Genomic DNA, 15,443 nt, shown 5'->3' on the forward strand with positions numbered 1-15,443 from the left:
ACCGGGGTGTCCGGGGGTCGTCGTGCAGGGGCACTGCATGGCGACCGGCGAGGCGGTCGAGCCGGAGTCACTGCGGCACTCCATGGCCACGGTGACCGGGCGCGGCTCGGGGTCGTCCGGGGCCCGCCCCGACAGCGGGACACCCGGAGGGCCAGGAGTCTCCGACACAGCCGACGTTCCCAAAGCCCCCAGCCCACGGCGTCCGACGGCTCTGGACCGGGCAGCTCAGGACACGGCGGCTCTGGACCCAGGTGCTCTCGACCCGAGCGCTCTGGATGTGGCGCACCTGGATGACTTCCGGCCTGCATTCACGAGCCCCTGGGACACCACCCCCGCCTCGCTCGCCACCGGGTCCCGTAGCCGCAGCCGCCCCCGCCCCGCCCACGTCACACTGCCGCCCGAGGACGCCGATCCGACCGTGCTGCCGGATGTCGCCCTGGAGGTCAGGGCCGCCAGCCGGGGAGCGGCGCCGGACGAGACGCTGAGCGCGTTGCGGCTGCCGCCGGACCGGCTGCTCGCGGGGCAGTACCGCGTCGTCAGCCAGCTCGGGTACGGCGGAATGGGCCATGTGTACCTCGCCCATGACACGAAGGTCGACCACCGTGAGGTCGCCATCAAGTTCCTGCGCTCCGACGGCGAGACGGACACCCAGAGCAACCTGGTCAGCGAGCGGCGGGCGCTCGTCGACCTGCACCACGACGACATCATCCGGGTGTTCAACTACGGCCATCACGCGGAGGTGGGCGACTTCCTCGTGCTCCAGTACGTGGAGGGGCTGACGCTCGGCGAGATCAGGGAGCGCGCGCGGGCCACCCCGGCCGACTTCGGCCGCGCCCGCTACCACGAGTTCGTCCTCGCGTACGGCGTCCGGGTGCTCGCCGGGCTCGGCCATCTGCACGCCCAGGGCAAGGTGTACGGGGATCTCAAGCCGGACAACCTGATGCACGACGGCACCACGACCAAGTTCATCGACGTGGGAAGCGTCCGCAAGCAGGGGGCGTCGGGTCCCACCACACCCAAGTTCCGCGCCCCGACCGTAGGGCCGCGCGGCGAATCCACCGGCCAGGACGACCTGTTCAGCCTCGGCGAGACCCTGCGGACCCTGTGCGGACTCGGCAGGAAGCCCAAGGAGCTGGACGAACTGAGCGCCCTCGACCGGCTCGGCGCCCCGGGCTCCCCCGTCGCCCGCGCCGCCCGCCGTATGACGGGGGCCCCGCCGACCGGGCTCGGCCTGGTGTCGCTGGCCCGGGTCCTGCACCGCGCGACCCGCGTCGACCGCGCCGAACGGTTCGCGACGGCGGAGGAGATGGAGCAGCAACTCCGCGGTGTGTTCCGGGAGTTGCGGTCGCTGCGGACCGGGCAGGAGACCTTCGAGCCGTCCCCGCTGTTCCACCAGTCCCCCTACGCCCTCGACGGCGAACTCGGCGCCGCACCCCCGCTGTCCCGCTGGGCGACCGACGCCACCCCCACTCCGCCGCCGCCCCGGACCGCCGCGGCCGGACCGCCCCCCGGCACCCCCGTCCCCCTCTACCCGGCGCCGACCCCCGCCGACGTCGCCCAACGGCTGCCGGTCCCCCAGCCGGACCCGCACGACGCGCACTACGCCGAGATCCGCCGGCTCACCGACGACGACCCGGCCGCGCTGCTCCAGCACGTGGACCGCTGGCCGGCCACACCGGAGGTACTGCTGCTGCGGTGCCGGCTCCGGCTACGCGTCGCGGTCCGCGCGGCCCCCGGGTACGCGGAGTACGCGGCGCAGTCCCCCGACCTGGCCGCCGCACACGGGGAACTGCGCCGCGCGGAGAACGCGTTGGGCCCGAAACTGGTCCGCTACGACTGGCGTATCGACTGGCACCGCGGCCTGCTCGCGCTCGCCCAAGGCGATGTGAGCGACGCCCGCGACCACTTCGACCGGGTGTACGCGGCGATCCCCGGCGAGTACGCGCCGAAACTCGCCCTCGGCTACTGCGCCGAGCAACTGGCCGACTGGGACGCCGCGCTCACCTTCTACGAGGCGGTCCGGCTGCGGAACCCGTCACTGGGCGGCGCCGCGTTCGGCACCGCCCGCGCCCGGCTCCAGCAGGGCGGCGCCGCGTCCCGGGAACTGGCGATCAAGGCGCTGCACGCGGTGCCCCGGTACTCACGGCACCGCACGGCAGCCCGTACCGCCGCCGTACGGATCGGCGTCGACCACACCCGCGACGCGGCCGAACTCGGCGTCGTCCTCGGCAGATTGGGGCGGCTGTTCCACGAGCACGGACTCACCGACGAGCAGGCGCGGCTGCGGATGAAGGCGGACGTGTGGGAGACCGCGCACGCCCTCCTCGCGGACCGCAGACTGGACGCCGCCGGGCTCGCGGCACTGGCGGCCGACGCCGACGAACGGCTCGGTTTCCCCGACCACGAGAAGGACCTCCGCACCTCGCTCGCGCGGTTCTACCAGGGCCTGGCCCAACAGGCCGCACGCTCCGACGCCGGAGACGACAACGGCCTCGCCGACCTCGCCGAACGGCTCTTGGACCGCGCGTACGAGGTCAGGCCGCCCGGCTTCCGACACCACAGGGATGACAGGACATGGCTCGGCAAGAGAACCGAGAGAACGCGGAAATGGCTGAGGTCGGTGGTCCCGGTACCGGCGGCGGAGCGGACCCGCACGGACTGAGCGGCCCCGGCGATACGGCGGCCGGTGTCGTGGTCGGTCTGGAGGTCAGCCAGGTCGTGGAGCTGCCCGCACCCGACGATTCCGGCCGCCAGGAGACGGAGACGGAGGCCGCCGAACGGGCCCGGATGTACGCGGTGTTGACCGTCTCGGTCCGCAAACCCCCGGTGACCGGAGCCAGGGCCGACGCCCCGCCCCGCGCCGAGATCCTGCTCGTCGACCACTCGTCGTCGATGGTGTCCCCGCCGAGCCGCCTGGGCGCCGCCCGCGCCGCCGCGCTGGCCGCCCTGGACCGTATCCCCGACGGAACCCTCTTCGCGCTGGTCGCCGGGCGGGACCGGGCCGGGATGATCTACCCCGGCCGCGAGGACCTCTCGGTGGCGGGCCCGGCGACCCGGCGCGAGGCGGCGGAGGCGCTGGCGGCCCGCACCCCGGGCGGCGGCACGGCGATGGGGTCCTGGCTGGAGCTGGCGGCGCGGCTGCTGCGCGACGGCGTACCGGCCGAGACCCGCGCCCGGTACGTGTGCCACGCGCTGCTCCTCACGGACGGCAGGAACGAACCCGGGTACGAGTCGCGGGACGAGCTGACGGCCCATGTCGCCGCCTGCCGAGGCCAGTTCACCTGCGATGTCGTCGGGATCGGGGACGCCTGGGAGACGGCGGAACTCCGGCTGATCACAGAGGGTCTCGGCGGCCGGGCGCGCGCGGTGGGCGATCTGGCCCGGCTGCCCGGCGAGTTGGCGAGGCTGACGGAGGAGGCGGTGGCCCGGGACGTCCGGGGGCTACGGCTGCGGCTCGCGCACCGCAAAGGCGTGACCGTGCACTCCTTCGAGCAGGTGCACCCCACCCGGATGCCGCTGACGCCGACCACGGTGGACAGGTCGGCCGTCGAGAGCGGTGCCGGGGGGCCGGTCGAGGAGTACGAGACAAGCGCGTGGCGCGAGGAGACCCGGGACTATCTCCTCTGTGTCAGCGCGCCGTACCTGCCGGAGCAGGAGAACCGGCGCCTGCTGCTCACGGCGGTCACGGTGGAGGCGGCGGACAGCGAGCCCCGGGGCATCCAAGTACCGGAGCCCGCCGCCGTGTTCCTGTCCTGGTCCTCGCAGGCCGACCTCTACAGCAGGCTGCATCCGAGGGTCGCGCACTACCGGCACGAGGAGCGGCTGCGGGAGGTGTTCGAGGACGGCTGCCGGGCACTGCGGGCGGGCGCCACCGACGAGGCCGAGGCGTACTTCGGTGAGGCGTGGACGCTGGCGGTACGGACCCGGGACACCGGTATGCAGGAGCATCTGCTGCGGCTGGTGAGGGTGATGGACGCGACGAAGGGCGAGGTGGAACTGCGCCCGGAGATCCCCCGGTTCGACATCGAGGCGGCCCGGGTGCACCTCAGCGAGACGGTCCTGCCGGGACGGGACAGCTCATGACCGGACTCCGGGAGACGGCCGGCCGCGTACGCCGGACGGTGGTCGCCGCGTGGGCCGTCACCGACGCCGTGGGCCGACGCGTCGGCCGGTACCTGTGGCCGAGGTCCAGAGGGAACCGGAACCGGGCGTATCTGCGGGACCGGCTGATCGCGCTGCCCCTCCTTGGCGTGGTGTCCTTCGGCGCGTTCGCCTGGGGATACGGGGAACTGCGCGGCGACAGCGCCTATGTACGGGAACAGCTCGCCCCGGCGCTCGCGGACCTCGCGGACGCCAAGGTGTCGCTGCGGATCGCGCAGGAGGAGGCGGTGAAGAGCCTCGGCAACGAGCGGGCCGTCGAGCTGGGCGGACTCAGTGAGCGCTACCGCAATCGGCTCAGCCGCGCGAGCCAGGACCTCGGCCAGGTCGCCCAGAGCGGTGCGCTCACCGTGTCGCAGCGGCAGGAACTCCAGGTGGTGTCCGGTCTGCTCACCGACTACAGCGGCTGGATCAGCCGCGCCCAGGCCCATGGGGCCAAGCCGGTGCTCCGCATGGCGGAACTCTCCTACGCACAGGGCATGTTGTGCTCCCCGGCGACCACTGCCGAGGCCGCCGCTCCCGACACCACGGAGAACCTGTCACTGTCGCGGTGCGCGCCGAAACGCCCGCCCGCGTCCCAGGCGACGACCGTCGTGGACCGGATCTCCGGGCTTGAGGAACAGTTGCGGGACCAGCTCGGCGAACGCGCCGCGTGGGGTCCCCGGGTCCTCACGGCGGGCGCCGTGTCGGCGGTGGGATTCGCGCTGTTCGCGTACGGCTTGTGGCACACGTTCGGCTTCCTCAGGCGCCGTTTCCGGATCACGCTGAGTCTGCCGCTGCTGGTCGCCGCGGTGCCGCTGGTGCTGATCCCGTTCCTCACCGTCGACGGCATCCTCGCCCAACGCGCCCAGCACGCCGTCCAATCGACGGTGCGCGACCTCACCGACCGGACCTTGCCGAAGATCGAGACGGACACCGAGAACGAGCCGTTCGACGCCCCGGACCCGCTGTCCGTCGCCCGGCTCACCGGCACCATGGACCGGCGGCTCGCGGCGGGCGGGACGCCTGGGCCCGAACTGGCGTGGCTCGCACCGTTCGTGTTCCCGGCAGGGCTGGTCACGGCCGCCGTCACGGCGGGCGCGCTGCACGGCTACCGCCGCGAGTACCTGACCGTCACCCGTCACGGAGCCGTCATATGAGGACCCCGCGCACCGCCCCGCGCACCGCCCCCCGCGCCGCCCTGCGTACCGCACTCGCCGGCTGTCTCCTCGCGCTCACCGCGCTGACCGGCGCCGCGTGTTCGGGCCCCGCCGACCGGGACACGCTCGTCGTCCTGGGCCCGTGGACCGGCGAGGAGGGCGAGGCGTTCGAGGCGACGCTGCGCAAGCTGGACGACGGCACCGGACACACGTACACCTATGAGGGCACACGGTCGCTGCGCGAGACGCTGGTCGCCCAGTTGGAGGCCGACGCCCCGCCGGACGTGGCGATCCTCAACAGCATCGGCGAACTGACCGAGTACGCGGACAAGGGCAAACTGCGGCCCCTGGACTCCGACGCCGCTCAGCGCGCGTACCCACCATGGGTGCCGACGCTGATCGTCAACAACCGGAACCAGACGTTCTGGGTGCCGCTCAAGGTCGACCTGAAGAGTCTGGTGTGGAGCAAGGAGGCGACGTCCGGCGACGCGGTCCGCTGGTGCCTGGGTCTCGCCTCGCAGGCGACGTCCGGATGGCCCGGCACCGACTGGATCGAGGACATCCTGCTGCACCAGGCGGGCCCCACCGAGTACGCGAAGTGGGCCACGGGCACCTTGAAGTGGAGCAGTCCCGAGGTGCGGCGCGCGTGGGAGACCTGGGCGTCGCTGCTCGGGCGCCGCACGTCGGACGAGAGAGCGCGCTCCCTCCAGACCTCGTACGAGGGCCCTGACGGCGACGGCCTGCTGAACTCCGGGACCGGCGCGGAAGCCTGTACCCATGAGCACCAGAACGCGTTCATCCGGTACCTGTACACGGACGACGGGGTACGGGTGGAGTCGTCGGCCCCGTTCCTGGGCGGGGACAGCCAGTACGACGACGCGTACGAGGTGTCCGGGGACATGGCGGCCGTGTTCAGCGACAACCCGGCCGCGCAGGAACTCGTGGACCGGCTCTCGGGCGACGATGGCCGCAAGCTCTGGCAGAAGAAGGCGAAGCCGGCGGTACGGCCCCTGTTCCCCGGGCCGAAGGACCCGCGCCCGGACGACACGATCGGCGGGAAGATCGCGTCGATGCTCAACGCTCCCGGCCGCACCCTCTGCTTCGACGCCTCCGACGTCATGCCCCCACAACTACGGGACGCCTTCTACCGGGCGGTCCTGGAGTACGTGGAAGAAGAAACGACCCCGGAGGAACTGACGTCCCTCCTCGATCAACTGGACGAACTGACCGACCAGAACAAAAGAAAGCAATCCCTGGCGGGCATCTGCACGTAGCCCGTACCGGGGGTGCCTAACGGAGTTCTTCCGGGCACGGGGTTCCCCGGGGGAGCTGGTACGGCGACGCGAGTCGGTAGGTGCCGGGGACCGGGGCCAGGAGTTCCGTCCACTTGTCGCCCTCGGCGTCCTCCGGGGTCTCCATCAGGCACCCGCTCACGTTGTCGAACGACTTCGGGGTGCCTTCGGTCCGGGTCTTGGACGCCTCCGTTTCCTGCGGGGGCTTCACGCTCTTGCCCTCTTCGTCGACGAGCCCGAGCCACGGCGAGTACGGGATCCGGATCAGGATCCGCCCCGCCTGCTTCACCTCGATCGTCCACTCCCCCTGCTCGGCCCGGTCGACCACGGCGTTCGGCTCGGCGAGCGGCGTCGGATCGGTGACGGCGAAGAGCTGCCAGTTGGTGTCGCCCCAGATCTGCCGGAGATACGGCTGCCCGCGCTGCACGAGCTGCCGTTCCCGCTGCCCGCCGTCCCCGTCGGGCTCGTCCTTCGGCAGCACGACATAGTGCACGGCCCACCGCTGGAGCCAGTCGTGGTAGTTCGCGGAGTTCAGGGTGTCGTCGTAGAAGAGCGGGTTGCGTTCCATGTCGGCCTGCCGGTTCCAGCCCCGGGCGAGGTTCACGTACGGCGAGAGCGCGGACGCCTCACGGTGGCTGCGGGCCGGTACCACCTCGACGCGGCCCTTCTCGGCCCCGGCGATCTGGAGCTGGTTGACGAGGGGCGCGAGTTCCCGGGCCCAGGACGCGGTCGGCGTCGTATGGACGACGTCGTCCACGGACTTGAACCCGATCCACGTGGTGAATCCGGCGAAGGCGACAAGCACCGCGTACCACTTGACCGTGCGCGGCACCGCGAACGGCAGTGCCGCGAGCAGCGCGACCCCGCCGAACAGCATCGGGAGCCGGGTGATGTTGGAGCCGATCTGCGAGCTGATCAGCCAGGTCAGCAGCACGGCGAGGGTGTACACGGCGGCCGTGATCCGGACCGTCACCCACGTCTTCGGCACCAGGAACAGGACGAGCAGCCCGAACACCAGCGGCAGCAGCGACGACAGGAACGACATCGGCTGCGTACCGGAGAACGGGAACAGCCAGGCGGACAGGGCGACGACGGCGGTCGGCGCGATCCCCAGCGCGTACGCGCCGGGGCGCCGCTTCTGGAGGAACAGCGCGACGGCGACGAGCCCGACGAACAGCCCGGCGACCGGCGACGCGGCGGTCGCGAGCCCGGCGAGCGGCGCGGCGACGGCGGCCTTGGCCCAGCGCTTGTAGCGCCAGCGGTACGGCCAGCAGAACACGGTCGCGGTCGCGGCGAGCCCGAAGAGCATGCCGAGCCCGAAGGTGACGCGGCCCGACGCGGCGTTGCACAGCAGCGCGAAGACGCCCGCGAGCGCGGGCCACAGGGGCTGACGCACGGCCCGGCTGCGGACCAGCAGCAGCGAGAGCAGCGCCGCCGACGCGGTCCCGGCGACCATCATCGTGGTCCGCACCCCGAGCACGGACATCAGATACGGCGACACCACGCTGTACGAGACGGGGTGCATGCCCCCGTACCAGGCGAGGTTGTACGCGGAGTCCGGGTGCCGTCCGACGAACTCGGCCCAGGCGTCCTGCGCGGCGAGGTCGCCGCCGCTGTTGGCGAAGGTGAAGAACCAGATCAGGTGGACGGCGCCGGCGAGGAGCGTGGCGACGGCGACGGGGTGGCGGTGGAAACCGTCGCGGAGGGCGGCGAGACGGGGGCCGGGAGTACGGGGGCCGTCCGGCCCGGCGGCGGCGTCATCAGGGGTTTTGGCGGTGCCGGGGTCGGCCGAGGAATCGCCCGAGGAATCGCCCGAGGAATCGCCCGGGTCGCTCGGGTCGCCGTCCCGGTTTCTGCTGTCGCGCTGCACAGGCATGGATATTCGCTCACCCGGCTCGGCGTCGTCGGCCCGCGTCGGCTCCGTCGTGGCCACTTACGGCTCTCCCCGTGTTGTCGTCGGCCGGGGCGCCTGGGGATGACATCCCTGGAAACTCCCGGTGTCCGGCCCCGGTTTCGCGACGCTAGCACGGGTCAGCTGGGGGCGAACCCGGGCGGGATGCGCCCCGGGCGCGGCGCGGTGCCGGGGCACCCCCCGACCGGGGGGTGGCGGGCGAGCGGACCGGCCGGCCGGTGCGGCCGGCCGGTCACGCGGCGGGCTCAGCCCACTCGGGTGAGCTTGGCGCCGAAGCCCGGCTCCGCGAGGTCCTTCTGGAGCGCCACGGGCACCTCGACGGCACCACCGCTGCCGTCGCCGACGGTCAGGACGCCGACCTTGGTACCGGCCGTCGCCGTGTGCGGCAGCGCGTCACCGGCGTCGGTGAGCTTCAGCTTGACGGTGAGTCCCGCCCAGCCGACCGCCGAGACGTCCTTCGTGGCGACGACCGGTGTGAGACCGCCGAGTCCGTCGTCCACCTGGCCGACGACATCGCCCTTCTTCAGGATCGTGCTCGCCTTGACGGCGTCCTGCGCGGCGAGCATCGCGGTCTTGCTCACGGCGTTGACGGTGTCGATGATCGGCGGCTTGTGCTGGCCGAGCACGGCACCGACAACGGTGACGGTCTCGCCGCCCGCCTGCTTGTTCGCGGCGAACAGGAGGTTGCCGCCGGCCTTGGTGGTCGAGCCGGTCTTGATGCCGATGGCGTTGTCGTACGGGACCAGACGGTTGTAGTTCGACCAGACCTTGCCCGACGGGTCCTTCCAGCTGGGCAGCTTGGTGATGTCCGTGAGCGCCTGGATCCGCACGAGCTGGTTGCCGAGCTTCACCTGGTCCTCGGCGGAGCTGACGGTGGTCTCCTTCAGCCCCGAGGGGTCGGTGTACGTGGTGTTGTCCATGCCGAGTTCCTTGGCGGCGTCGTTCATCTTCTGGACGAACGCGGCCTCGGAACCGGCGTCCCAGCGGGCGAGCAGCCGGGCGATGTTGTTCGCGGACGGGATCATGACGGCGGCCAGGGCGTCCTTCTGGGACAGCTGGTCGTTCTCCTTGACCGTGTTCAGCGTGGACTCGCCGCCGGTCTCGTCGTAGCCGCCCTCCTTCTCGGCCCTCGCGTCCACGGGGATCGCGGGGCCGTCGGCGCCGGGTTCGAGCGGGTGCTCCTTGAGGATCACGTACGCCGTCATGGCCTTGGCGACCGAGCCGATCGGTACGGGCTTCTGCTCGCCGAAGTGGTCCATCGTGCCGACCCCGCTGGCGTCCATCCAGCCCTGTCCCTCCTGGGGCCAGGGCAGGGACACCTTGGTGCCGTCGAAGGAGTAGCTCGGGTCGGCGGTGAGGCTGAGCGTGGGCACGGGCAGCGGACGCAGGGCCTGTGCGACTGCGAACGCCACGAACACGAGGATGGCGAGGGGCGTCCAGATCTTGACCCGGCGCATCGTGGTGCGGAGGGGGGTCTGGCGGGGTGGGGGCGTGTTGGTCAGCTCGGCCAGCAGGTCGAGCGGGGGCTTGGGGGGAAGGGGTTGCTGGGTGGTGCGCTCGACGCGAGGCAGCGGGTGTGCCTCCGGCGGTTCGGGCGGGGCGGTGGGCTGCGCCACCGGTGCCCTTGCCTCCGGCGGTGCGGGCGGGCCGGGCGGTGCCGCCGGTGGCTTCGCGGCCCAGGCGGGTGCGGGCCGTTCCCCGACGGTCTCCGGCAGCGGCTTGAGCGCCACGAACTTGCTGGTGCGCTCGGCGTCGGATTCCCGCTTGCGAAGGTCGTCGACCTTCAGCGTGGTGGTCGCCTGATCGACCCCTGGCGGGATCACGGGCGCCTTGAACACGGCGGTGGCCTGGTCGACCGGCCCGGAATCCTCACCGTCAGTACGCTCACGATCAACGGACTCGGCGACCGCGTCGCCCGCGGGAACGTCTGAGCCGTCGTCATGGCCTTGCGGAACTTCGTCGGTCACCGCGTCAACGGGGGAACCGGCCTTCGCGTCAACCGGGTCACGGTCGTCCGTGACCCGGGAGTCAGCCTTGGCGACCGCGTCCCGCACGGCACCGGGTGCGTCAATCCGATCCCGCACCGAGTCAGCAGGCGCACCGCCGTCGGTGGCCTCACCGCCAGCCCCGGCAGCCGCGCCACCGGAGCCGTCGCCCTGCGGAACCTCATCCCGCACCGCGCCAGCAGCCGCACCGGCGTCAGCGGCAGCCTCGGCGACCGCGCCACCGGAGCCGTCGCCCTCCGGAACCGCGTCCCGCACCGCGTCAGCAGGCGCACCGGTGTCCGCGACGTCAGCGGCAGTCTCGGCGACCGCGCCACCGGAGCCGTCGCCGTCCGCGACCACGTCCCGCACCGCACCGGGGACGTCAATCCGGTCCCGCACCGCGTCAGCAGGGGCACCGGCGTCGATGGCCTCACCGCCACCGGCAGCCGCGCCACCGAAACCGGCACGCTCCGGAACCTCATCCCGCACCGCGTCAGCGGGCGCACCGGCGTCCGCGACGTCAGCGGCAGTCTCGGCGACCGCGCCACCAGAGCCGTCGCCCTCCGGAACCGCGTCCCGCACCGCGTCAGCGGGCGCACCGGCGTCCGCGACGTCAGCGGCAGTCTCGGCGACCGCGCCACCAGAGCCGTCGCCCTGCGGAACCGCGTCCCGCACCGCGTCAGCGGGCGCACCGGTGTCCGCGACGTCAGTGGCGGTCGCGGCGACCGCGCCACGGGAGCCGTCGCCGTCCGCGACCGCGTCCCCGCCGGGGGCGTCCTCGCGCTGCGGCACCGCGTCAGCGGGCGCGCCGGTGTCCGTAGCGTCGCCGTCATCCGCCGCCGGAACCACGTCCCGCACCGCGCCGGCGGCACCGGAACCGTCCCCGTCCGAGGCTTCCTCCCGCAGCTCGCCGGAGGCGTCCCGCACCTCGTCGGAGGCGTCGGCAGACGGGGTCTCCCCGGTCTCCGGCTCCTTCTCCGGTCCCGGAACCCCGCTCTCCGGTCGGGAACCCGGCACATCGGCCGTGCTGGGCTCCTTGGGGGCGTCACCGGCGGTGGTGACCCAGGCCGCCACCGCCTTCCGCAACCGCTGGTCGTCCGCCGGAGGCTCCGGCACTGGCGCAACCGATTCACCCCCGTCCCGCGTCTCCCCCGCTGAGCCCGTCGGCACGACCTTGGTGCCGAAGACGGCCGTCGCGTGATCCACACGCGCCGGTTCGGCCTCCCGGGCCAACCCCATACGCGGGTCGGGGGCCGGGGTTCCCGACGAACTCTGCTGCTTCGACCTGTCGGGGGACTCGCCCGCCACCGATGCCTCCATCCATACGCCTACGCCAAACGCGATGAGCCGCCGCGCGGAACCGTTTCATTGGACCGCACCGCACCGCTCCCGCCGGAATCGAACCGGGGTCCCCCACGGAATCCCACCCGAAATCAGGTGTCCGAAGCCTGCACCAGTGTCCTGTGTGCGTACCCGACCCTGCTGGTAGACGAGAACGACATACCTATCGGTTCCACAACAAACAGGTCACGCGCTCTCGACAGACCAATGTGAGAGGGGTCACCCTGTCATTCATCCACGCGGGGAGGCATGGATGGGCAGGAGCCGCAGAACAATTCCGGAGGAGCTTCTGCTGCTCGCTCTGGACCCGACCACGGGTACCACAGCGCAGCCGCAGTCGCTCGACCTCGGTCTGGCCGGAGCACAGCTAGTGGAGCTGGCGCTGGCCGGACGGATAGCCCCAGATGGGGATCGTATCGCCGTGGTCGTACCACGGCCGACCGGAGATCCAACACTCGACTGCGCACTGGAGCTGCTGCGAAGGCGTGGCGCCCCGGTACGCGCGGTGCACTGGATCGGCGGGCCCCGACTGGGGCTGCGCCAAACGTATCTCTCGCATCTGGAGCGGTGCGGCATGGTGCATGCCGTGGCGGGACAGATGTGCGGGGTGCTGCCGACGACTCGCTACCAGGCGACGGACACGGCCATCAGCCGGGAGATCAGGTCCCGGCTGGACAGCGCGATCCGCACCGGCGTACCACCGGACCCGCGGACCGCGGCGCTCGCCGCACTGGCCCACGCGGTCGGACTCGGCAAGCATCTCTACCCCGGCAATGAGGGGCGGTCGTCGCGATCCCGGCTACGGGATCTCATACGGCACGACCCCATGGGCGGTCTCGTGGCGCACGCCGTGATGGACGTCCAGAACGGCGCGGCGGTCCAGCCACGCCGTGGCAACCCGACCCCCAACGCCCGGGGGCCGGCCGAACAGACCGGCGTACCGGGCCAGGTGTCGATGCAGCCACGCCGTGGCGCCATGGCCCGAGCGGTGGCGCACTAGTACCGGCACAAGCACCGCGCCGACCCTCAGTTCCGGTTCGGGAGCCGCTGGCCGTGCGGGGGTGGAGGTACCCGACATCGGGACGATGTCACCGGTACCCCCACCCCGCACGGCCGCTTCCGTATGCCAACAGCCACCGGACATCCGTCATTTCCCAGCGCCGGAAACCTCCTTGGTGGCAGTCTGCTCAACAGCAGATACGCATAGTTGCCAGCGCGATCACAAGCCGGTGGTCGCGGGCCCGCAGCCGGAGGTGCACATCCGTGGCGTCCAACGTCAATCCCACCGTCAGGCGACGCCGTTTGGGTCAGGAGCTGCGCCGGCTCCGAGAGTTGAAGGGCATGACGGCCGAGGAGGTCGCCGACCGTCTGCTGGTCTCGCAGTCGAAGATCAGCCGCCTGGAGAACGGCCGCCGCAGCATCAGCCAGCGCGACGTCCGCGATCTGTGCGGGGTGTACGAGGTCGAGGACCACCGCATCGTCGACTCGCTGATGCAAATGGCCAAGGACTCACGCCAGCAGGGCTGGTGGCACTCCTTCGGCGACATCCCGTACAGCGTCTACATCGGACTGGAGACCGACGCGGCCTCGCTGCGCGTGTACGACCCGCAGGTCGTCCCCGGGCTGCTCCAGACCCGGCCGTACGCGGAGGCGCTCATCGCGGGCGCGCTGCCGGAGACCGCGTCCACGGACATCGACAAGCGGGTCCAGGTGCGGCTGCGCCGCCAGGAGCGGATCGCGGCGCCCGAGAACCCGCTGCGCCTGTGGACGGTCCTCGACGAGGCCGCGCTGCGCCGGGTTGTCGGCGACCGGGGCCTGATGCGGGACCAGTTGGAATTCCTGGTGGAACAGTCCCAGCTTCCGCATGTGACGGTCCAGGTGATCCCGTTCCATATGGGCGCGCATCCCGGACTGAACGGGCAGTACGCGATTCTGGAGTTTCCCGACGCTGCCGATTCCAGCGTCGTCTACATCGAAGGCGTCACGAGCGATCTCTATCTGGAGAAAGCGAATGACGTCCAGCGCTACAGCATGATGTACGAGCACTTGCGGGCTCAGGCACTGAATGTGGATCAGTCCCGCCAGTTCATCTCGGAGATCGCCAAGGACTACGCGCGCTGATCATCTTTCGCCGCCCGGTGATACCGCTTGCCGCGCCGCCCGTGATCCAACTCCCTTGCCCAGCACGGGGCGCGGCACAGTACACCGTCCGCCGGGCGGAATGGAAGACCCGAACGGAATATGCCATCCAGTCGAGTGAATGGCCACTTCGCCCGCCGATGCGGGCGAGTAGCGTCGATCACGTCATCGAGTACCACACGGTGGCAGGACCGCCGAGGCTTGGGCGCCGAACGCGGTGACAGTAACTCGACAACTGGCTAGACCGGAGTAAACATGGCAATTCAGCAAGGCGCTACGGATACGTGGGTCAAGTCTTCGTATTCCACCGGAAACGGCGCATGCGTTGAGGTCAAGTCCCCGATTCTGCAAGCCATCGCGGTAAGGGATTCCAAGGTCACCGAAGGCCCGGAAATCGCCTTCGCGCCCGACTCCTGGAACTCCTTCGTGGACGAGGTCGGCCGAGGGTCGTTCACCCTCGCCTGATGCGGGCAGCGAGACCAACGGAACACCCCTCGCAGCACACATCGCACCGCACATCGCAGGACAAGCACACAGGCATCACCGACAGAGCCCTCTCGACTGGTCCGCCGTCCCGGCCGAGGGGGCTCGGCGTGAGCGGTGCGCCGGTGCACCCCAGCGGTGAACGCTCCGTAATTCAGCGGAGTTGATCGACGTAACGGTCCGTACCCGGGACCGTCGGAATGAACGGCGCGAGCAATTCCAGTCGGCCGAGCCCGGATTCCCGTACCAGGTCGCCCTCCTGCCCGAAGGGCTCCCAGCAGGTGCGCGGGTCGGCCTCCAGGAACCACAGCAGCGTCAGCCGGGTGTCCACACCCTCGACCTGCTTCACATACGTCATCCGGTCGCCGGGCAGCGGTGTCGGCCGGAAGACGGTCACCATCGCGGCGGGCGAACCGGCCAGCCGCTTCGGCAGATGCCGTGACCGCAGCCACTCCAACAGGGCGGCCCGCTCCCCGGGCCCGTCGGCGTCCACGACCTCGACGACCAGGCCCGCGTAGGGGTGGTCGAGGGCATGCAGGTCCCGGGGGCCCGCGGCGCCGTCCCGGTAGACGGTCGCCTCGTGGTCCTGGAACGACGTGAAGACATGCGTACGGTCCTGGTAGACCCGGCCGTCCCGGTTCAGCCGCTTGTTGATACCGACCGTCCACTTCATGTGGTCGTCGTAGCGGCCCTCGGTGATCCAGTACGTGGACAGATAGCAGCCGGCGGTGACCGGCCGGGCGACCGCCGACTCCTGCGGTGAGCGCAACTCCCGCAGCTCCCGGGTCGCGACCCAGCGGCGGCCCGCGTACATCCAGGGCATCGCCATCGCGCCCGCGTAGTAGTGGTCGTCCTCGTACCAGCGGTTGTACGCGAACTCGTGGCCCGGGTGCGGTTCGACCATCGTGATCAGGGCGTGCCCGGGACGCACCCCGTACGGGCCGACCGCCGCCAACTCCGCGTAGACCTCGCTGCGGGTCTCCTCGCTCATGCC

The 15,443-nt window shown here is 71.4% G+C and carries 10 protein-coding genes; 7 read left to right on the plus strand and 3 right to left on the minus strand.

Going from position 1 to position 15,443, the window contains the following annotated elements:
• The first annotated feature begins 37 nt into the window (after positions 1 to 37).
• The 4 genes from ACFVT5_RS10865 to ACFVT5_RS10880 are packed head-to-tail and all read left to right on the plus strand — an operon-like array spanning position 38 to position 6,571.
• Positions 38 to 2,662, plus strand: a complete 2,625-nt coding sequence (locus ACFVT5_RS10865; protein ID WP_389884192.1) for a tetratricopeptide repeat protein — start codon at positions 38 to 40, stop codon at positions 2,660 to 2,662.
• Entirely contained in the window at positions 2,608 to 4,083 is a 1,476-nt protein-coding gene (locus tag ACFVT5_RS10870; protein WP_389884194.1) for a VWA domain-containing protein, read from the plus strand. The genes ACFVT5_RS10865 and ACFVT5_RS10870 overlap by 55 nt, the downstream gene beginning before the upstream one ends.
• On the plus strand, positions 4,080 to 5,297 hold the full coding sequence (locus ACFVT5_RS10875) for a hypothetical protein (RefSeq protein ID WP_389884197.1): 1,218 nt from the start codon (positions 4,080 to 4,082) through the stop codon (positions 5,295 to 5,297). The genes ACFVT5_RS10870 and ACFVT5_RS10875 overlap by 4 nt, the downstream gene beginning before the upstream one ends.
• Positions 5,294 to 6,571 (plus strand): ABC transporter substrate-binding protein, encoded by a 1,278-nt coding sequence (locus tag ACFVT5_RS10880; protein WP_389884201.1) that lies wholly within the window; start codon positions 5,294 to 5,296, stop codon positions 6,569 to 6,571. Before ACFVT5_RS10875 ends, ACFVT5_RS10880 begins: the two co-directional genes overlap by 4 nt.
• Before the next feature lie 16 nt (positions 6,572 to 6,587).
• On the opposite strand, the gene ACFVT5_RS10885 is transcribed toward ACFVT5_RS10880, so the two are convergent.
• Together ACFVT5_RS10885 and ACFVT5_RS10890 are read right to left on the minus strand one after the other, a co-directional pair.
• Positions 6,588 to 8,522: an MFS transporter gene (locus ACFVT5_RS10885; protein ID WP_389884204.1), complete on the minus strand. Its 1,935-nt coding sequence runs from the start codon at positions 8,520 to 8,522 to the stop codon at positions 6,588 to 6,590.
• Between the two features lie 224 nt (positions 8,523 to 8,746).
• Positions 8,747 to 11,806: a D-alanyl-D-alanine carboxypeptidase gene (locus tag ACFVT5_RS10890; RefSeq protein WP_389884207.1), complete on the minus strand. Its 3,060-nt coding sequence runs from the start codon at positions 11,804 to 11,806 to the stop codon at positions 8,747 to 8,749.
• Positions 11,807 to 12,080: 274 nt separating this feature from the next.
• On the opposite strand from ACFVT5_RS10890, the gene ACFVT5_RS10895 reads away from it, so the two are divergent.
• From ACFVT5_RS10895 to ACFVT5_RS10905, 3 genes are all read left to right on the plus strand, one after another.
• Positions 12,081 to 12,827 (plus strand): GPP34 family phosphoprotein, encoded by a 747-nt coding sequence (locus ACFVT5_RS10895; protein ID WP_389884210.1) that lies wholly within the window; start codon positions 12,081 to 12,083, stop codon positions 12,825 to 12,827.
• Between the two features lie 263 nt (positions 12,828 to 13,090).
• Positions 13,091 to 13,948 carry a helix-turn-helix domain-containing protein gene (locus tag ACFVT5_RS10900; protein ID WP_389884213.1) on the plus strand — a complete coding sequence of 286 codons (858 nt, stop codon included), beginning with the start codon at positions 13,091 to 13,093 and terminating at the stop codon, positions 13,946 to 13,948.
• A 273-nt stretch (positions 13,949 to 14,221) separates the two neighbouring features.
• A complete protein-coding gene (locus tag ACFVT5_RS10905; RefSeq protein ID WP_389884216.1) occupies positions 14,222 to 14,431 on the plus strand; it encodes a DUF397 domain-containing protein in 210 nt (69 codons plus the stop codon).
• 172 nt (positions 14,432 to 14,603) lie between these two features.
• On the opposite strand, the gene ACFVT5_RS10910 is transcribed toward ACFVT5_RS10905, so the two are convergent.
• Positions 14,604 to 15,440 (minus strand): hypothetical protein, encoded by an 837-nt coding sequence (locus ACFVT5_RS10910; protein WP_389884218.1) that lies wholly within the window; start codon positions 15,438 to 15,440, stop codon positions 14,604 to 14,606.
• Positions 15,441 to 15,443 lie beyond the last annotated feature (3 nt).

Source organism: Streptomyces sp. NPDC058001 (genome assembly GCF_042886315.1).
Classification (GTDB): domain Bacteria; phylum Actinomycetota; class Actinomycetes; order Streptomycetales; family Streptomycetaceae; genus Streptomyces.